This is a genomic window from Cedecea sp. AS113 (assembly GCF_037152415.1).
GTDB lineage: Bacteria > Pseudomonadota > Gammaproteobacteria > Enterobacterales > Enterobacteriaceae > Cedecea.
The window spans coordinates 59,161-77,704 of record NZ_JBBCMI010000014.1 but is presented as its reverse complement, the minus strand read 5'-3'; the positions used below and the strand labels follow the sequence as shown (position 1 = coordinate 77,704).

At 55.4% G+C, this 18,544-nt stretch carries 19 protein-coding genes; 11 read left to right on the top strand and 8 right to left on the bottom strand.

What is annotated here, in order from left to right:
• Positions 1-325: 325 nt before the first annotated feature.
• Complete coding sequence (locus tag WFN87_RS16645; RefSeq protein ID WP_336983326.1) at positions 326-1,186, bottom strand: LysR substrate-binding domain-containing protein; 861 nt, start codon at positions 1,184-1,186, stop codon at positions 326-328.
• 103 nt (positions 1,187-1,289) lie between these two features.
• Between WFN87_RS16645 and WFN87_RS16640 the strand changes: the two genes are divergently transcribed.
• The 4 genes from WFN87_RS16640 to modA all read left to right on the top strand — a co-directional run bounded on the left by WFN87_RS16640 (position 1,290) and on the right by modA (position 3,846).
• Positions 1,290-1,622, top strand: a complete 333-nt coding sequence (locus WFN87_RS16640; protein ID WP_166993092.1) for a carboxymuconolactone decarboxylase family protein — start codon at positions 1,290-1,292, stop codon at positions 1,620-1,622.
• Complete coding sequence (locus tag WFN87_RS16635; RefSeq protein ID WP_336983327.1) at positions 1,623-2,009, top strand: tautomerase family protein; 387 nt, start codon at positions 1,623-1,625, stop codon at positions 2,007-2,009. It abuts the gene before it with no gap.
• An 80-nt stretch (positions 2,010-2,089) separates the two neighbouring features.
• Positions 2,090-3,142 carry an ABC transporter substrate-binding protein gene (locus WFN87_RS16630; protein WP_336709048.1) on the top strand — a complete coding sequence of 351 codons (1,053 nt, stop codon included), beginning with the start codon at positions 2,090-2,092 and terminating at the stop codon, positions 3,140-3,142.
• Positions 3,142-3,846 (top strand): molybdate ABC transporter substrate-binding protein, encoded by a 705-nt coding sequence (gene modA, locus WFN87_RS16625; RefSeq protein WP_336983328.1) that lies wholly within the window; start codon positions 3,142-3,144, stop codon positions 3,844-3,846. Before WFN87_RS16630 ends, modA begins: the two co-directional genes overlap by 1 nt.
• A gap of 49 nt (positions 3,847-3,895) precedes the next feature.
• Here the strand turns inward: modA and WFN87_RS16620 are convergent, their stop codons facing one another.
• Positions 3,896-4,177: a YjcB family protein gene (locus tag WFN87_RS16620; protein WP_008455794.1), complete on the bottom strand. Its 282-nt coding sequence runs from the start codon at positions 4,175-4,177 to the stop codon at positions 3,896-3,898.
• Between the two features lie 442 nt (positions 4,178-4,619).
• On the opposite strand from WFN87_RS16620, the gene WFN87_RS16615 reads away from it, so the two are divergent.
• A complete protein-coding gene (locus WFN87_RS16615) occupies positions 4,620-6,227 on the top strand; it encodes an EAL domain-containing protein (RefSeq protein ID WP_336983329.1) in 1,608 nt (535 codons plus the stop codon).
• Here WFN87_RS16615 and WFN87_RS16610 read toward each other — a convergent pair.
• A complete protein-coding gene (locus tag WFN87_RS16610) occupies positions 6,201-6,866 on the bottom strand; it encodes an alpha/beta hydrolase (protein ID WP_336983330.1) in 666 nt (221 codons plus the stop codon). The two genes, WFN87_RS16615 and WFN87_RS16610, sit on opposite strands and share 27 nt — an antisense overlap.
• A gap of 20 nt (positions 6,867-6,886) precedes the next feature.
• Positions 6,887-7,210: a superoxide response transcriptional regulator SoxS gene (soxS, locus tag WFN87_RS16605; protein WP_008455787.1), complete on the bottom strand. Its 324-nt coding sequence runs from the start codon at positions 7,208-7,210 to the stop codon at positions 6,887-6,889.
• 80 nt (positions 7,211-7,290) lie between these two features.
• Here soxS and soxR point away from each other — a divergent pair, with 80 nt between their 5' ends.
• The 4 genes from soxR to WFN87_RS16585 all read left to right on the top strand — a co-directional run bounded on the left by soxR (position 7,291) and on the right by WFN87_RS16585 (position 12,384).
• On the top strand, positions 7,291-7,746 hold the full coding sequence (soxR, locus tag WFN87_RS16600; protein WP_336983331.1) for a redox-sensitive transcriptional activator SoxR: 456 nt from the start codon (positions 7,291-7,293) through the stop codon (positions 7,744-7,746).
• A gap of 478 nt (positions 7,747-8,224) precedes the next feature.
• Positions 8,225-8,893, top strand: coding sequence for a glutathione S-transferase family protein (locus WFN87_RS16595; RefSeq protein WP_336983332.1), 669 nt, complete (start codon positions 8,225-8,227; stop codon positions 8,891-8,893).
• Between the two features lie 345 nt (positions 8,894-9,238).
• Complete coding sequence (ghxP, locus tag WFN87_RS16590) at positions 9,239-10,588, top strand: guanine/hypoxanthine transporter GhxP (protein WP_166993107.1); 1,350 nt, start codon at positions 9,239-9,241, stop codon at positions 10,586-10,588.
• Positions 10,589-10,737: 149 nt separating this feature from the next.
• A complete protein-coding gene (locus tag WFN87_RS16585) occupies positions 10,738-12,384 on the top strand; it encodes a Na+/H+ antiporter (protein ID WP_008455781.1) in 1,647 nt (548 codons plus the stop codon).
• Between the two features lie 5 nt (positions 12,385-12,389).
• Here the strand turns inward: WFN87_RS16585 and WFN87_RS16580 are convergent, their stop codons facing one another.
• Positions 12,390-13,289 carry a LysR family transcriptional regulator gene (locus tag WFN87_RS16580; protein WP_008455780.1) on the bottom strand — a complete coding sequence of 300 codons (900 nt, stop codon included), beginning with the start codon at positions 13,287-13,289 and terminating at the stop codon, positions 12,390-12,392.
• 101 nt (positions 13,290-13,390) lie between these two features.
• Between WFN87_RS16580 and WFN87_RS16575 the strand changes: the two genes are divergently transcribed.
• Both WFN87_RS16575 and WFN87_RS16570 read left to right on the top strand, forming a co-directional pair.
• The gene (locus WFN87_RS16575) at positions 13,391-13,816 is read left to right on the top strand and encodes a CidA/LrgA family protein (protein WP_166877540.1); all 426 of its coding nucleotides are present in this window, start codon (positions 13,391-13,393) and stop codon (positions 13,814-13,816) included.
• On the top strand, positions 13,809-14,498 hold the full coding sequence (locus WFN87_RS16570) for an LrgB family protein (protein WP_008455777.1): 690 nt from the start codon (positions 13,809-13,811) through the stop codon (positions 14,496-14,498). The genes WFN87_RS16575 and WFN87_RS16570 overlap by 8 nt, the downstream gene beginning before the upstream one ends.
• Positions 14,499-14,537: 39 nt before the next feature.
• On the opposite strand, the gene actP is transcribed toward WFN87_RS16570, so the two are convergent.
• The 3 genes from actP to acs all read right to left on the bottom strand — a co-directional run bounded on the left by actP (position 14,538) and on the right by acs (position 18,528).
• Positions 14,538-16,187 (bottom strand): cation/acetate symporter ActP, encoded by a 1,650-nt coding sequence (gene actP, locus WFN87_RS16565; RefSeq protein ID WP_336709044.1) that lies wholly within the window; start codon positions 16,185-16,187, stop codon positions 14,538-14,540.
• Positions 16,184-16,498, bottom strand: a complete 315-nt coding sequence (locus WFN87_RS16560; protein ID WP_336983333.1) for a DUF485 domain-containing protein — start codon at positions 16,496-16,498, stop codon at positions 16,184-16,186. Before WFN87_RS16560 ends, actP begins: the two co-directional genes overlap by 4 nt.
• Before the next feature lie 71 nt (positions 16,499-16,569).
• A complete protein-coding gene (gene acs, locus WFN87_RS16555; protein ID WP_039289388.1) occupies positions 16,570-18,528 on the bottom strand; it encodes an acetate--CoA ligase in 1,959 nt (652 codons plus the stop codon).
• Positions 18,529-18,544: the final 16 nt, after the last annotated feature.

Here is an 18,544-nt window from a genome sequence, read left to right as displayed (position 1 = left end):
AGTATAGGTATCGGTTAGGGTGCATAAAACGCCGCCAATATATGGCTTTTTACCCCCCCGCTCAATCATTTATTTTTATCGATTTTTTTAATTTAAAATCAATGAATTGAAGACTCTTTTGACGGGTATCCAGACATCCGATCTCTCAACTATTGGCAATGGCAGGAAAAAAAGCCCCCTGAAAGGCCTAATTTTGCGTATTAAAACGGTCTGGACAGACCAGGTTTTGCTGGATAGAAATAATTAACAACAAAAAATTACCCCAGGACATTGATTGGCAACTGGGGTTGCACTTTTTACCCGTAAATCTGGCGCTTGTTCAGCTTCAACGGCAAAAAACGCCCACCTGTTTTTCAATAATGTCTGCCAGGCAATCCCGAATCGGATTAGGTTCAGATGAGGCTCTTGGTAGACAAATGCCTAATGAAGGGAGAGCGGGAAGCGTCTGGACAACCGGGAGATCGGCTGGTTTGCCTACCTGCGTTCTTGGCGTCACGCCTAACCCGGCTCGCGCCGCTGCCCATAGGCCGTTCAGACTGCTGCTGGTAAAGGCTATCCGCCAGGGGATCCCTGCGCAATCCAGTGCCTCAATGGCGTGACGGCGTAAAATACAGGGAGCATCAAAAACCACTAAAGGTAGCGGCTGCCCATTGGCGAGGCATGCCTCTACCTGCTCGGGGATGCCCATCCAGTGCAGCGGAATTTTACCGATCTCATTCTCTGCGGAGGCCGATGGCGTTTGCCAGAGTAAGGCCAAATCCAGCTGCGAATGGTTGAGGGCGGACTCCAGCTCTGCGTTTCGTGCGATACGTGCCTCAAGAATGACGGCAGGGTGGGCGCGACTAAATGACCCAAGAACATCGGTTAACAAGCCCTCACCAAAATCCTCCTGAAACCCTACCCGTAAGAGCCCACTCAGCTGTGTGTCGCCCACCGCAGCCATTGCGGCATCATTCAGCTCCAGCAGGCGTTTCGCATAACTCAACACAATTTCGCCGGTTGGTGTCAGCGCCAGGCCCCGGCCTGATTTTTTGACGACCGGCGTTCCGACCTGATCTTCCAGTTTCTTTAACTGGGCGCTGACCGCTGAGGTCGATCGCCCCAGCCGGTCCGCTGCCCGGGCAAAGCTGCCGAGCGCCATGCCGGTCACAAAGGTGCGGAGAACGTCGAGATCTAAATTCGTCATAGTTATTGTCCTGAAAATCAGGATTATTGGTTAAAAAATATCTGATTTTTAGAATGATACTTAATGAGTATGCTCAGGTTGTCAACAACAGCCGGGAGGCTTCATGGGCGAAACATCACACGACATTCAACGGGTTTTGAGCCGGGCGCCAAAACTTGCCAGCATGAGCAACGACTTGTTATTCATGGATATCTGGGAAAGAGCGGAACTGAATAAACGCGATCGCAGCCTGATCACCGTGGCGGCGCTGCTGGCGCTGTACCGGCTTGAACAGTTGCCTATTCATCTCGAATTAGCGCGCAAAAATGGCGTCAGCGATGAGGAGTTAAGCGAGCTGATCACCCATCTGGCTTTTTATGCGGGCTGGCCTGCCGCCCATAGTGCGCTAAAGGTACTGGATAAGCTGATCGTCGGATGTCGTCGGGAGGAGCAATAAATGCCGGTACTTCATGTCACCTTATTAAAAGGAAAAACGGAGGCCTGGCTGGCGGCGGTTTCATCCAGCATACAGCGGGCGCTGGTGGAGGCATTTGATGTGCCGGAGGCAGATCTGTTTCAGGTTTTTCATGAGCAAGATAAATCAGCGCTGCGGTTTGATCGTCACTATATGGCGGGGCCGCGCAGCAATGACTGGCTTCTGATTGAGATAACGGCCGGTAAGCCACGAAGTATTGAGATGAAGCAGCGTTTTTACCGGGTCATTACCGATCAACTTGCCGAGTCACCGGGCATTCAGCCCAACGACGTTATGGTCGTCATTCGCCATAACAAGGCTGAGGACTGGTCGTTTGGTGGGGGCAAGGCGAGTTTGTTCGCGGAGTAAGATCTACCCCTTAAAAGCGCTGGGCGCGGGGAAATGATCGCTGTATATTTTCATACACAACGATCATAAGGACTCTCGCCGTGAACCGATTTACCCGCCGCCTGACGCTGGGCGCACTATTAGTACTTTCCCCGCTCGCTGCGCTGGCGAACCGCACGCTCACCGACCAGCTTGGCCGCCAGGTCACGATCCCCGACGAGGTTAACCGCGTCGTGGTGCTTCAGCACCAAACGCTCAACCTGCTGGTGCAAATGAACGCCACCGACAAAGTGGTTGGCATTCTGGCGAACTGGAAGCAACAGCTTGGCAGCGGCTACGCGCGCCTGGCACCGGAGCTTGAGCATAAGGCCCAGTTAGGGGATTTAACCAGCGTGGACACCGAAAAGCTGGTGGCGCTGCATCCTCAGGTGGTGTTCGTCACCAACTATGCACCGCAGGAGATGATCGACAGCATTAGCAAACTCGGCATCCCGGTGATTGCGATTTCTCTGCGCCACGATACACCGGGCGAGCAGGGCAAACTGAACCCGTCGATGCAGGACGAAGAGCAAGCCTATAATCTCGGCCTGAAAGAAGGCATCGAACTGATTGGTGAAGTGGTTAATAAAGAGAAGCAGGCCAAAGCGCTGATCGACGCCACTTTTGCCGAGCGCAAGCTGGTCAGCGACCGCCTGAAAGACATCCCGGCAGACCAGCGGGTACGGGCTTATATGGCCAACCCTGACCTGACCACCTACGGCTCCGGGAAATATACCGGCCTGATGATGGCCCACGCGGGCGCGTTGAACGTGGCGGCGTCGACCGTGAAAGGTTTCAAGCAGGTGTCGATGGAGCAGGTGATCGCCTGGGATCCGCAGGTGATCTTCGTACAGGATCGTTACCCCAAAGTGGTGGATGAGATCGTCAGCAAGCCCGAGTGGCAGCCGATCGACGCGGTGAAAAGCCATCAGGTCTGGCTGATGCCGGAATACGCCAAAGCCTGGGGCTACCCGATGCCGGAAGCGATGGCGATCGGCGAGCTGTGGATGGCGAAAAAACTGTATCCCGCCAGATTCAAAGACATCGACATGAAGAAAGTGGCCGACAGCTGGTATCAGCGTTTTTACCGCACCCACTATGAAGGCGTTGAGTAATGACGCTGCAAATTCTGGCGGCGGGAAGCCTGCGGCGGGTCTGGCAGCCTCTTATGGCCCAGTTTGAGCAGGAAACTAGCTTGCCGACAGAGACGCAATTTGGGCCTGCGGGCCTGCTAAGAGCCCGTATAGAAGCCGGTGAAAACTGTTCGCTGTTTGCGTCGGCAAACATGGCGCACCCGCACACGCTGCTGGAGCGGGGCAAAGCTCGGGCGGTTCACCGGTTTGCCGGGAACGCCCTTTGCCTGACGGCGGCGGCGCACTGCGTTGATGAGCAGAGTACCTGGCTAACGCTATTGAGCAATCCGGCCTTACGCATTGGCACGTCCACGCCGGGCAGCGATCCTTCCGGGGATTATACCTGGCAGTTCTTTGGCAGATTTGAAGCTGAATTTGGCATCGCCCTGCAGCCGCGAGCCTTAGCTCTGGTTGGCGGACCGGACACGCAGGCCGTGCCCGAAGGCAGGCTTGCGGCGCAGTGGCTTATTGCCAGCGGGCAGGCCGATCTGATGATTGGTTACCTAAGCTATGCCGCAGCGCTGCAGGCCCATCGTGAACTGCGGGTGTTCGAGATCCCGGCGTCCTACAATATTCAGGCCGATTATGGGCTGGCGGTATGCGACGAACGAGCGGAGCCGCTGCGGGCGTTCCTGGTCTCGGACGCTGCGCGGCAAATACTGCGGGATTACGGCTTTGTCGTCTGAAAGTAAAAAACCGCCGATGAAGGCGGTTTTTTTAATACTTCTCAGCCTGTTAAGGCATCATCGTCGGCCATTCGGGCGGCATTCTGGCGATGATCTCGACCAGCCCCGTTTTAAACGACGCCCAGATAATCGGGAAGTCGCCGAGCGTCAGGCCCAATAAACCCATGGCAAACCAGCAGGATGCGGCAATCCCCAGCCCGCTGCTGATTATGGCTAAAGCCCGGTAATCCGAGCGGCGAAACTGAATATTCAGGCTGCTTGCCAAAAACATCAAAACCGCACTAAGCAGCGGCCAGCGTATGAGCATCACGCCGGTGGTGATTGTTGCCATGAACCTTGTTCCTCAAAAAGCTGCAATTTAATTTTCTGTTGCACTGATAATGTGAAGTGTATCACTTTTGTGTGTTTAATCACCAGCGTTGTGATGGTTTTTTGCGCGGTTTTGAGGCCAGGTCGGCGGGTGTTTTTAGGAAAACCAGGACGTGGAAGGCGTGAACATTTTGTTTATCTGATGTTTACCACAATTTCGTTTAAATAATCATTCCCTGCTGCTTTAACCCCAGAAAAACTCATATTAACACGGTGGGTTAAATCTTAAGCTAAACAGCATCCCGGTTCCTCTTATCTCTTTGTTGCGCAAATTAATTTCCGCTGAGTTAACGGCTGAAGGCTATTGCTAAAGCAGGCTTTATGATGCAACGTAATCGGTGGTCATCAGGTTGTTCTAATAAAGTATAAAAACAGGCGCATAAAAGCAGAGACGTGTGAGCATCATGGTGAAACGGATTTATCTTAAGGCGTTGCGTACCTCAGGTTTTGTCCTGATCGTTTGCCTGCCGATAATGCTGGCAATTTATTTTGCCCATGTTCGCGCCACCAGTGACACCCAGCAGCACCTGCACTCTTTTGGCAAACTGGTGATGGAAAAAACGGAAATCGTCATCAGCCATGTTAATGAGGCGCGCAGCGAGGCGGAACGTTTTTCCGGGGAAATATGCAGTCCCCGGCATATGGCAAATATGCTGGATATTGTGCGCGGTAAACTTTTTGTCGCCGATTTAATTTACGTCAGCGGCGATAAGCTGCTGTGCTCGACCAGCTATAAGCCGTTAAAAGCGCTGCCAGCGCCGCGCCCTTCTTATACCCGTAAACCGGACGTCGCGATTTATTATTATCTGGATACGCCGTTTTATGCCGGGCATAAAATGACCTACATGCAACGTGGGCATTATATGGCGGTGATTAACCCGCTCACCTGGTCAGAAGTTTTGTCCGAAGATGACTCGCTGATTTATGGCGTCTACGACACCGTCACCCGCAGTTTTTTCTCTTTAAGTCCGGGGGCCGACAGCGACCTGCTGCACAGTTTTATTCTGCGTAAAGAGAAAGCGTTTACCGAGGATAACCGTTTTTACGCCGTCGACCAGTCGGCTAAAAGACCGATTGCGGTGATTGTTTCCACGTCAGAAACCTTGTTTAACCGCCAGTGGTATCACCAACTGACGCTGACGCTTCCGTTAGGCGTTATTTGCAGCCTGCTGATATTAATTATGTGGTCCCGAACCCGTCAGCAATTAAATTCCCCGCGGCGGATGCTTTTAAGAGCGCTGGCCAGAAAACAGCTCAAACTTCACTATCAGCCCATTATTGATATTCAAAATGGCTATTGCGTGGGGGCAGAAGCGCTGCTGCGGTGGGTGAATTTTAATGGACAAACCATCAGCCCCGGGACGTTTATTCCGCTGGCAGAATCTGAAGGTCTGATTCACAAAATATCGGACTATGTGGTTGATGCCGTATTTAAAGATTTTGGTGAATTTCTTGCCGACCATCCTGGCCTCTATATTTCGATTAATCTTTCAGCATCTGATTTTCACTCTTCACGCTTAATCACCGTACTTTCAGAACGGATTAAAACCTACAACATTCGTCCAGAGCAGATAAAAATCGAAGTGACCGAGCGAGGGTTTATTGACGTTGAAAAAACCAGGCCGTTTATCCAGGAGTTTCGCAACGCGGGCTTTAAAGTCGCCATTGATGACTTTGGCACCGGGTATTCGAATCTGCACAACCTGCAGTACCTGAACGTCGATATTTTAAAAATCGACAAAAGCTTTATTGATTCCCTCGCCAGCGAGCGGGCCAGCCACTTGCTGGTGGAACACATCATTGAAATTGCCCACAGCCTGAAGTTAACGACAATTGCCGAAGGGGTTGAAACCGAAGCGCAGGTGGCGTGGCTGGTGGATCACGGCGTGGAGTATTGCCAGGGCTGGTATTTTGCGAAGGCACTGCCTCCGCAAGAGTTTATCGCCTGGCTCTATACGCCAGGCGGGATCCCCGTACGCAAGGCCTCAGTGGCTCGCGAGCCACTGCTTTAAAGGAACAACCCATTCTGGGTTAGGGCGGAAAAATGCCCCGTGCTGCTGGCCGGTAGAGATTTTTATCTCTTTATAATAAGTCATCCCCGGACTGTGGTTTGCAATCGTCTGGCAGGAACCCACTTCATCCGAGGCTTCATAAATGGAGAGCACGTTCCCGTACAGGCGATTGCGGGCGTCATCCTGAATGGAATGAGTACATCCCGCCAGAATGGCAACGTTGAGCGCCTTATTCTGCAGTTTGCTTGCCGCCAGAATGGTAATTTCGCCGCCGCGTGAGAAGCCGACAAGCGTAATATTCTTAGCCGGAACGCCTTTTGCAATCAGCGTGTTCACATCCTGCTTTAGCTTTTCGGCATACTGACCTGGCTGAGTATCTTTGGCTCTGTGATAAGCAATCAGGTTATAGCCATCATCGCTGAGCTTCTCTTTCACCGCCGGGAAATCGTAAACGCCCCACTGCGGTTTATTTGGATTACTCGGCCGGTCAATATTTCCCTCTAACACTTTCCCGTGCGTATAAAAAACGTACTTCTGTTTCGGATTAACGCTGTCAGGGAACGCGGTATAAATGGTTGCCGCCTGAGCGGCCATTGAGGCAAGCCCGATGGCCAAAATGGCGAAACTTAACTTTTTCACTCCAACTCCTGTTGGTTTTCTTAGGCCTGATGGCGGTAATCCGTTGGGGTGCGGTCAAACTCACGGCGGAACACGCGGGAGAAGGTTTGCTGCGAGACATACCCGTAGTCCATCGCGATATCAAAAATAGGGCGCTGGGTAGTGCGTAGCGCGGTGGCAGCCATCAACAGGCGGCGCTGGCGGATGTACTCACCCAGCGTCTGGTGCATGACGGTGCGGAACATTCGCTGCAAGTACCACTTTGAATAACCTGATTTTTTCGCCACCACGTCGATGTTCAGCGGCTGGTCAATATGTTCATCAATCCATTCAGTCAACGTATAAATGATGTCCTGGTGAGCCATGAGTCGTCCTCATTTCCGGGTTAGCTAGTTTCATTGCCAGGGAGTATAATTCCTCAAGTTAACTTGAGGTAAAGAGCATTATGGAAAAGAAATTGCCCCGAATAAAAACGCTGTTAACGCCCGGTGAAGTGGCGAAGCGCAGCGGCGTGGCCGTCTCCGCGCTTCACTTTTACGAAAGCAAAGGTTTGATTAAAAGTACGAGAAATGTAGGCAATCAGCGGCGTTATCAGCGTGATGTGTTGCGAACGGTGGCGATAATAAAAATTGCGCAGCGCATTGGCATTCCGTTGAGCACCGTCGGGGATGCGTTCGGCGTGCTGCCCGACGGCCATTCAATCAACAAAAACGACTGGAAGAAGCTGTCATCGCAATGGCGCGAAGAGCTGAACCACCGCATTGCCACGCTGACCGCGCTGCGTGACGAACTGAATGGTTGCATTGGCTGTGGCTGTTTATCCGGGGCGCAATGCCCACTGCGTAACCCTGGAGACAAGCTGGGCGAGCAGGGGACCGGCGCAAGGCTGTTGGAAGATTGAAAATTATCTTTCAAACATAAAACTAAAGCGCCACAAGGGTGCTCAAGACGGCTAACAAAGAGGGAAAAAGCGTGGTTTTTCCCTCTTTGTTGTTATTAGCCGAAAATCAATGAATTGATTGTCCCGGTTTATTAATGGCGTCTTCAGTAGCGGCATTGCTTAACAGGGATCATCCGTTGCCATATAAAACTAAAGCGCCACAAGGGCGCTTTAGTTGTTTTCCGGTCTTTGTCTTTCGCTCTATCCCGTTCTGGCAGGAGGGTTTCCCCCGACGTCGGCACCCCTCGATAACGCTTACACATAGCTACGTACACACTTCACTGACTTTGGAGGTTCCGGTCTGCACCGACAATTTAAGTGTAGGTCTGTCCCTTCACTTTGCAAGGTCAATTGTTCTTTTTTTGTTCATTTTTTTGACATGTGATCCGTGCAGGGCTTTCCTATAGTTATTCCATCTGGCTAAACAGAGGGTTATCTCATGCTCACGGTCCATCACCTCAATAACTCCCGTTCCCAGCGCGTACTCTGGATGCTGGAAGAACTGGCGCAGCCCTACCAGATCGTACGTTACCAGCGGGAGCCCTCCATGCTTGCCCCGGAAGCGCTAAAAAAAATCCATCCGCTGGGCAAATCCCCGGTGGTGGAAGATAGCGGCCATATCCTGGCGGAATCAGGTGCCATTCTTGAGTACCTGCAGGAAACCTACGACAGCGAAAACCACCTGAAGCCGCAGGACATTAACGACAAAATCCAGTACTGCTTTTGGCTGCATTACGCCGAAGGATCGCTGATGCCGCTGCTGTTAATGAAGCTGGTGTTTGGTAGCCTCGGCAAAGCCCCGGTACCCTGGCCGCTGCGCCCGGTGGGCAAAGCGCTGGGGCAGGGCGTGCAGAAAGCCTGGCTGAATAAGCAACTCACCACCCATGCCCGTTTTATTGAGGATCACCTGAGCCAGCTCCCGTGGTTCGCCGGGCAACAGTTCAGCGCGGCAGATATTCAGATGAGTTTCCCGGTGGCCGCGTTGCTGGCGAGAGGTGAAGTCAACGACATGCCGCACACCCAGGCGTGGATGAAAAATGTGCAAACGCGCCCCGCCTGGCAGCGAGCATTAAATCAAGGCGGCCCTTTTGAAATCCCTGGGGCGTGATCGCCGCAAAAGTAAAGCGAGAGAAAACCAGCCTAACTTTTTTGCGTTTTTGTTGCGAAATTGCGCATTGACGATAACGTTTGCGCACCCTAAGGCGAATAATTCATCAGCTGAGCATATTTTCCGCGAAAATCGCAAAAGTTAAGTTGAAAATCCCGTCAGGAAGGCAGGATAATCGTTTGCCTTAATTCTGTAACACCGATTTGTCCGTGTGGAGTTAAACGATTGCTTTTTTGTGACACCCCTTTGTCACAATCGTAGCGCAGGGAGACAACGTTTAACTGGCAGCGGGTTGTCCACCACCCGGGCAAACGTCATTCTAAAAATCTCAGGGGATTTTTCACTATGTCTACACCTTCTCCGCGCGCCGGCGGTTCGCTCGACGCCTGGTTCAAAATCTCTGCACGCGGCAGCACCGTGCGTCAGGAAGTTGTCGCCGGTTTCACAACCTTCCTTGCTATGGTTTACTCGGTGATCGTTGTGCCGGGAATGCTCGGCAAAGCCGGGTTCCCACCGGCTGCGGTCTTTGTGGCTACCTGCCTGGTGGCAGGCGTGGGCTCCATCGTGATGGGCCTGTGGGCGAACCTGCCGCTGGCCATCGGCTGCGCTATCTCGCTGACCGCCTTCACCGCCTTTAGCCTGGTGCTCGGCCAGCACATCAGCGTGCCGGTCGCCCTTGGCGCGGTATTCCTGATGGGCGTTCTGTTCACCCTTATCTCTGCCACCGGCATTCGTAGCTGGATTTTGCGCAATTTGCCGATGGGCGTGGCGCACGGCACCGGGATCGGTATCGGCCTGTTCCTGCTGTTGATTGCCGCGAACGGCGTCGGCCTGGTGATTAAAAACCCGCTGGATGGGCTGCCGGTTGCGCTGGGGCATTTCGCCAGCTTCCCTGTGATCATGTCGCTGATTGGCCTGGCGGTGATCATTGGTCTGGAAAAACTGAAGGTGCCGGGCGGCATTCTGCTGACCATTATCGGCGTGTCCATTGTCGGCCTGATCTTCGACCCGAACGTGCATTTCTCCGGCGTTTTCGCCATGCCGTCGCTGAGCGATGACAAAGGCAACTCGCTGATTGGCAGCCTGGATATCATGGGCGCGCTGAACCCGATTATTCTGCCGAGCGTGCTGGCGCTGGTGATGACCGCCGTGTTTGACGCCACCGGCACTATCCGCGCGGTAGCCGGTCAGGCAAACCTGCTGGACAAAGACGGCCAGATCATTGACGGCGGCAAAGCGCTGACCACCGACTCCCTGAGCAGCGTGTTCTCCGGCCTGGTGGGCGCAGCCCCGGCGGCGGTTTACATCGAATCTGCAGCGGGTACCGCGGCAGGCGGCAAAACCGGCCTGACAGCCATCACCGTTGGCGTGCTGTTCCTGCTGATCCTGTTCCTGTCGCCACTCTCTTACCTGGTACCGGCATATGCCACGGCACCTGCGCTGATGTATGTTGGCCTGCTGATGCTGAGCAACGTTGCCAAAATTGACTTTGCGGACTTCGTGGATGCGATGGCCGGGCTGATTACCGCGGTATTCATCGTGCTGACCTGCAACATCGTGACCGGGATCATGATCGGCTTTGCTTCTCTGGTGATTGGCCGCGTAGTATCCGGTGAATGGCGCAAGCTGAACATCGGCACCGTCGTTATTGCCGTTGCGCTGGTGGCGTTCTACGCTGGCGGCTGGGCTATCTGATTTTCAATTCGTGCGGGTTGCGCTCTGTAACCCGCCGCTTTCACCCACTTCGGGCATTTCCGGTTCCAATGTGATGCAAAAAGTTGTTTTATTATAAAAACAACCGCTAAGAGTGACGCTTCAAATCACACATCACGTTCAGGGAAAACATGGAAATTTTCTTCACAATCTTGATTATGACCCTGGTGGTCTCCCTCTCTGGGGTGGTAACACGTATGTTGCCGTTTCAGATCCCACTGCCGTTAATGCAAATCGCCATCGGGGCGCTGCTTGCCTGGCCGCACTTTGGCTTACACGTTGAATTCGACCCTGAGCTATTCCTGGTCCTGTTCATTCCGCCGCTGCTGTTTGCCGACGGCTGGAAAACGCCCACTCATGAATTTCTCCATCATGGCCGCGAAATTATTGGCCTTGCGCTGGTGCTGGTGCTGGTCACCGTGGTTGGCATCGGCTTCCTGATTTACTTCCTGGTGCCGGGCATTCCGCTGGTGCCTGCTTTTGCGCTGGCTGCCGTGCTGTCGCCGACGGACGCCGTGGCGCTGTCCGGGATCGTCGGCGAAGGGCGGATTCCGAAGAAGATCATGGGGATATTGCAGGGCGAAGCGTTGATGAACGACGCCTCTGGCCTGGTTTCCCTGAAGCTTGCGGTGGCGGTCGCCGTGGGGGCGATGGCCTTTAGCGTTGGCGGGGCTTCGCTGGAGTTCTTCAAAGTTGCCATTGGCGGCCTGCTGGCGGGGATTGCGGTCAGCTGGCTGTACGGCAAATCACTGCGTCTGATGAGCCGCTGGAGCGGGGACGAACCCGCAACCCAAATCCTGCTGCTGCTCCTGCTGCCGTTCGCCTCTTATCTGATTGCTGAGCACATCGGCGTTTCCGGTATTCTGGCGGCGGTAGCCGCAGGGATGACCATTACCCGTTCCGGCGTGCTGCGTAGCGCCCCGCTGACCATGCGTCTGCGCGCGAACAGCGTCTGGGCGATGCTGGAGTTTGTGTTCAACGGCATGGTCTTCCTGCTGCTGGGCCTGCAGCTGCCGGGCATTCTCGAAACATCCGTTGCGGCGGCTAATGCCGATCCGAATGTTGAGCTGTGGATGCTGTTCCTCGACGTGGCGATGATCTATTTCGCCCTGATTGCGGTGCGTTTCCTGTGGCTGTGGTCGATGAAGCGCCTCAGCCTGCGCTTTTTGAAAAAGCGCCCGCTGGAGTTTGGCTCTTTCACCACCCGCGAGCTGGGTATTGCCTCTTTTGCCGGCGTGCGCGGGGCCATCACCCTGGCCGGTGTGCTTTCTATTCCGCTGTTGCTGAACGACGGCACGCCTTTTCCGGCGCGCTATGAGCTGATTTTCCTCTCCGCAGGCGTGATCCTGTTCTCGCTGTTTGCCGGGGTCATCATGCTGCCGATTCTGCTGCGAAACGTTGAGGTTGGGGATAAATCTCTGTCGCGCAAAGAGGAGCGGCTGGCCCGGTCCGCCACGGCCGAAGTGGCGATTGTGGCTATCCAGAAAATGGAGGAGCGCCTGGCCGCGGACAGCGAAGAGAACATCGACGACCAGCTACTGAAAGAGGTGAGTTCGCGGGTTATCGGGAATTTACGTCGCCGCGCAGACGGACGTAATGACGTAGAAAGCAGCGAGCTTGAAGAGAACCTTGAGCGCCGCTTCCGCCTGACGGCGCTGCGTTCAGAGCGCGCTGAGCTTTACCATCTGCGCGCCACCCAGCAAATCAGCAATGAGACCCTGCAAAAACTCCTGCACGATCTCGACCTGCTGGAAGCGCTGCTGATCGAAAAAGAGTAATCCCGCTAGTTCTGGCCGGTTTCCACTGCCGGCCAGAACTCTCTGCAGCAATCAATCCACGCCTGCGCGCTCTGCGAAATATACACCCCTTCACGCCAAATCATCCCTAACTGCCAGCTCAGGTTGCTGTTCAGCGGCAGCCACATCAGCGTGGTGTGGTCGAGCTTGCGGCAAATCGGCTCCGGCAACACGGCAATCCCCACGCCGCCCTGTACCATCGCCGCCAGGAAATCCCACTGCCCGCTGCGTACCGCAATGCGCGGGGTAAAACCGTGGTCGGCAAACAGCTGCATCAGCTGGCGGCTAAGGGAGAAATCTTCGTTGTAGATAAGCAGCGGGTGCTCGGCGAGCTCCGCCGGGTCAACGCTGGTGCGGCCAATCCACGGGCCGGAGCGGGGCACCAGCACGCAGAGCGGATGGCGGAACAGCGGCATTACCGTCAGCGCGTCTTCATCTTCTACGGGGATGGCCGTTACCGCCAAATCCAGATCGCCGTTAAGCACCGCCTGCTGCACCGTCAGGCCGCCGAATTCAGAAATCTTGAACTCCACGCCGGGGTAGCGGTGCTGATACACGCCTATCGGGCCGGTCATCAGCGTACCAACCATCGGCGGAATACCGAGGCGCAGCACGCCGTTGGTGAGCTGCTTGATGTCGCTCAGCTCGGCCTCAAGCTGGCGAAACTCGGCGAGGATGGCCAGCCCGCGCTGGAATACTACCTGGCCGGTGTCGGTCAGCAGCAGGCGGCGGCCGTCGCGGATCAGCAGCGTGCAGTTCAGCTCATCCTCGAGGTTGCGCAGCATTTTGCTGATGGTGGGCTGCGTGACGAACATCTTCTCCGCCGCCCGGGTGAAGCTCTGCTGGCGGACGACTTCAACGAAATAACGCAGCGTTCTGATGTCCATAACTATTCCTGTTAACTATACCTGCAATGATTTTAATTCATTTCAGTAGCGATGAACCGCTCTCTATAATCGGGGCTGGTATTTTTTCTGGAGCACCGATCATGGCTTTGGCGTTGGGCCGTTTTACGCCTGCTGTAATGCATAGCCTGCGTGTCCCCGTACAGGTTGCGCTGTACGCCGGACTTTTTGTTTTTGCCGAACAGTTGGTGACGTGGGGGCATCTGCCGCTGCCCGCGAACCTGGTGGGGATGTTGCTCCTGCTGGCGCTGATTGTGTGCCGCATTGTGCCGCTGAAATGGGTCAGGGAAGGGTCGAAATGGCTGCTGGCCGAGATGCTGCTGTTCTTCGTCCCGGCGGTTGTGGCCGTGGTGAACTACTCTCAGCTGCTGATGGTGGAGGGCTGGCGTATTTTTGCCGTGATAGCGGTCAGCACCGTGCTGGTGCTCGGCAGCACGGCCTTTGTGGTGGAAAAAGTCTACCGCTTTGAACTGGCTCGCGAAGCCCGCAGGCAGTCCCGCAATGACTAACTTCCAGCTCAGCGTGCTGTGCCTTGTGGTCACGCTGGTTTTCTACTTCGCCAATAAACGCCTGTATCGCCGTTTTCGCAAACTGCCGCTGATGCCACTGGTCTTTACGCCGGTGCTGCTGGTGGGGATGCTCGTCTTCGGCCATATCTCCTACAGCAACTACATGGGAGAGGCGCACTGGCTGCTGTGGCTGCTTGGGCCTGCCACCATCGCTTTTGCGGTGCCGGTGTATGACAACCTTCGGGTGATAAAACGCCACTGGATGTCGCTTTCTGCGGGCGTGCTGACGGCGATGGTGGTGGCTGTAACCAGCTCTATTTGGCTGGCCCGCTTATTTACCCTGCCGGACGGCATTCAGCGCAGCCTGGCCGTGCGCTCAATTACCACGCCTTTTGCCCTGGCGGCCGCGAAGCCCATCGGCGGCGAGCCAGAGCTGGTGGCGCTGTTTGTGGTGATCACCGGCGTGTTCGGCATGGCGGTGGGGGACGTGCTGTTTCTGCGCCTGTCGATCAGGGAAGGGATAGCCAAAGGCGCGGGGTTCGGCGCGGCTTCTCACGGCGCGGGTACCGCTCGCTCTTATGAGCTGGGGCCGCAGGAAGGGGTGATTGCCAGCCTGGTGATGATGCTGTCCGGCGTGGTGACGGTTTTGGTCGCACCGCTGGTCAGTTGGCTGATGTTTTAACCTACCGGGGCAGAGATAGCCCCGGTAAGCACTTACTAACTAGTGAGCCCGCCCCTGATCGATGCCGATACCGGTTTGAGAACGAATAAACTGCGCGCGGAACTTCTCCCGCTCCAGCTTACCTTCCGGCGTATTATCGGTAATCGAGAACAGCCAGATGCCGACAAACGCAATCAGAATAGAGAACAGCGCCGGGTATTCATACGGGAAGACCGCTTTTTCATGGCCGAGGATCTGCACCCAGATAGTCGGGCCCAGAATCATCAGCACCACCGCCGTCAGCAGGCCGAGCCAGCCGCCAATCATTGCGCCGCGCGTGGTCAGCTTCGACCAGTACATCGACAGCAGGATAATCGGGAAGTTACAGCTCGCGGCAATGGAGAATGCCAGCCCCACCATGAAAGCAATGTTCTGTTTTTCAAACAGAATACCCAGCAGGATAGCCACCACGCCCAGCACCAGAACGGTGATTTTCGACACTTTCAGCTCATCGCGTTCGGACGCGCCTTTGCGGAAGACGTTGGCGTAAAGGTCGTGAGATACCGCCGAAGCGCCCGCCAGCGTTAACCCGGCTACAACCGCGAGGATGGTGGCGAAGGCAACCGCAGAGATAAAGCCGAGGAACAGGTTCCCGCCCACCGCGTCGGCAAGATGAACCGCCGCCATATTGTTGCCGCCAATCAGCGCGCCCGCCGCGTCTTTAAACGCTGGGTTAGCACCTACTAACATAATGGCGCCAAAACCGATGATAAAGGTCAGAATGTAGAAGTAACCCATGAAGCCGGTGGCGTAAAACACGCTTTTACGCGCTTCGCGGGCGTCGCTCACGGTGAAGAAGCGCATCAGAATATGCGGCAGGCCAGCGGTGCCAAACATCAGGCCGAGGCCCAGAGACAGCGCAGAAATAGGGTCTTTCACCAGCCCGCCAGGGCTCATGATCGCCGCGCCTTTAGGGTGAACCGCCATTGCCTCATTGAACAGGTTGTTGAAGCTGAAGCCGACGTGCTTCATCACCATAAACGCCATGAAACTTGCGCCGAACAGCAGCAGCACGGCCTTGATGATTTGCACCCAGGTCGTCGCCAGCATGCCGCCAAACAGCACGTACATCACCATCAGCACACCCACCAGCACCACGGCGACGTGGTAGTTCAGGCCGAACAGCAGCTCGATGAGCTTCCCGGCGCCAACCATCTGGGCAATCAGATAAAGGGCGACCACCACCAGCGACCCGCAGGCCGACAGCGTGCGGATTGGCCCCTGCTTGAGGCGATACGACGCCACATCGGCAAAGGTATAGCGGCCCAGGTTACGCAGGCGCTCGGCAATCAGGAACAGGATAATCGGCCAGCCGACCAGGAACCCCAGGGAGTAAATCAGGCCGTCGTAGCCGGAGGTGTACACCAGCGCGGAAATTCCGAGGAACGAGGCCGCCGACATGAAGTCACCGGCAATCGCAAGGCCATTCTGGAAACCGGTAATGTTGCCGCCCGCGGTGTAATAGTCGCTGCGGGAGCGAACGCGCTTGGACGCCCAGTAAGTGATATACAGCGTCAGCGCGACGAAAATCAGGAACATGATGATCGCCTGCCAGTTGGTTGGCTGGCGCTGCACGTCGCCGGTTATGGCATCGGCGGCAAAGGCACCGGCCGGCAGCAGAGCGGCAAAGACCGTAAGAAAACGCTTCATTTAACCCCCACTTCACGCAGCACTTCGTCATTCAGGCGGTCAAATTCGCCGTTAGCACGCCAGACATAAATTCCGGTGAGCAGGAAGGAAATAACGATCACGCCGATGCCAATAGGGATGCCCCGCGTGACGCTGGTGCCGTCATGCAGCGGGGTGCCAAGCCACGCCGGTGCGAAGGCAATCAGCAAAATAAAACCAACGTAAATCACTAACATAATCAGTGACAGAAGGGCGGCAAACCGTTGCCTTTTGGAAACCAACTCCCTGAAATGCGCACTGCTTTCTATCCGCTGATAAATGGTGTCATTCATCACAGAATCTCCAGAGGTTTTTGTAGGTTTTTTTATTCCCTCTCCCCAGTGGGGAGAGGGGTAGAACAAGGTTACGAAGGTATGGATAAAGCCTGTTTTTCTTCCAGCAGTTTTTCTACTACGCCCGGGTCGGCGAGGGTGGAGGTATCACCCAGGTTGCTGGTGTCGCCGGAGGCAATCTTGCGCAAAATACGGCGCATGATCTTACCGGAGCGGGTTTTCGGCAGCGAATCGGTCCAGTGCAGAACGTCCGGCGTGGCAAGCGGGCCAATCTCTTTCCGCACCCAATTGCGCACCTCGGCGTACAGCTCCGGCGTCGGCTCTTCGCCGTGGTTCAGCGTCACGTAGGCGTAAATCGCCTGGCCTTTAATGTTGTGCGGAATCCCCACCACCGCGGCTTCGGCAATCTTCGGATGCGACACCAGCGCTGATTCAATCTCGGCGGTACCCAGGCGATGGCCGGACACGTTCAGCACGTCATCTACGCGGCCGGTGATCCAGTAATAACCGTCTTCGTCACGGCGCGCGCCGTCGCCGCTGAAGTACATGTTTTTGAAAGTGGAGAAGTAAGTCTGCTCGAAGCGCTCGTGATCCCCGAACAGCGTGCGTGCCTGGCCTGGCCAGGAATCGGTAATGGTCAGGTTGCCTTCGGTAGCACCCAGCTGCGGATTGCCTTCGTTATCGACCAACGCGGGCTGAACGCCAAAGAACGGCTGAGTCGCGGAGCCCGCTTTCAGCTCGGTCGCGCCGGGCAGCGGGGTGATCATAAAGCCACCGGTTTCCGTCTGCCACCAGGTGTCCATCACGGGGCATTTCTCATTGCCGATGTGCTTCCAGTACCACTCCCAGGCTTCCGGGTTGATGGGCTCGCCCACGGAACCAAGAATACGCAGCGAAGAGCGGTCAGTGCCTTCGGTGGCTTTATCCCCTTCGGCCATCAGCGCACGAATGGCGGTTGGCGCGGTGTAGAGAATATTCACCTTATGTTTGTCGACCACCTGCGCCATGCGGTTTGGCTTCGGCCAGTTAGGCACGCCCTCAAACATCAGCGTGATCGCGCCGCAGGCCAGCGGGCCGTAAAGCAGGTAGCTGTGCCCGGTCACCCAGCCCACGTCGGCGGTACACCAGTAGACATCGCCCGGATGGTAGTCGAAGACATATTTAAAGGTGGTCGCGGCATACACCAGATAGCCGCCAGTGGTGTGCAGCACGCCTTTTGGCTTGCCGGTGGAGCCGGAGGTATAGAGGATGAACAGCGGATCTTCAGCGTTCATTTCCACCGGCTGGTGCTGGTCGCTGGCTTTCTCTGTCAGCTCGTGCCACCACAGGTCGCGGTTCTGGTGCCAGTCGATTTTGCCGCCGGTGCGCTTCAGGACGATAACGTGCTCAACGGTTTTCACATTTGGGTTTTTAAGCGCGTCATCCACGTTCTTTTTCAGCGGAATTGAGCGCCCGGCGCGCACGCCTTCATCGGCGGTGATTACCAGGCGAGAGCTGGAGTCGATGATGCGTCCGGCTACGGCTTCCGGCGAGAAACCGCCAAAGATCACGGAATGCACGGCGCCAATTCGCGCGCAGGCCAGCATGGCAACGGCGGCTTCCGGCACCATTGGCATATAAATCGCGACAACATCGCCTTTCTTAATGCCCAGTTCAACCAAAGTGTTGGCAAAACGACAGACATCGCGATGCAGCTCGCGATAAGTGATGTTTTTGCTCTGGGTCGCGTCATCCCCTTCCCAGATAATGGCGGTTTGATCGCCCCGTTCTTTTAGGTGCCGGTCGAGGCAGTTTGCGGCTAAATTAAGCGTCCCGTCCTCATACCACTTGATAGAGATGTTTCCCGGCGCAAAAGAGGTGTTTTTCACCTTTTGGTACGGTTTGATCCAGTCGAGAATTTTCCCTTGTTCGCCCCAAAACGCATCCGGGTCCTGTATCGACTGTTGATACATGGCCTGGTACTGCTCCGGGTTTATCAGGCAACGGTCCGCAATGTTTGCGGGAATAGCGTGTTTGTGTACTTGGCTCATGGCTTTTTTTCTCCTT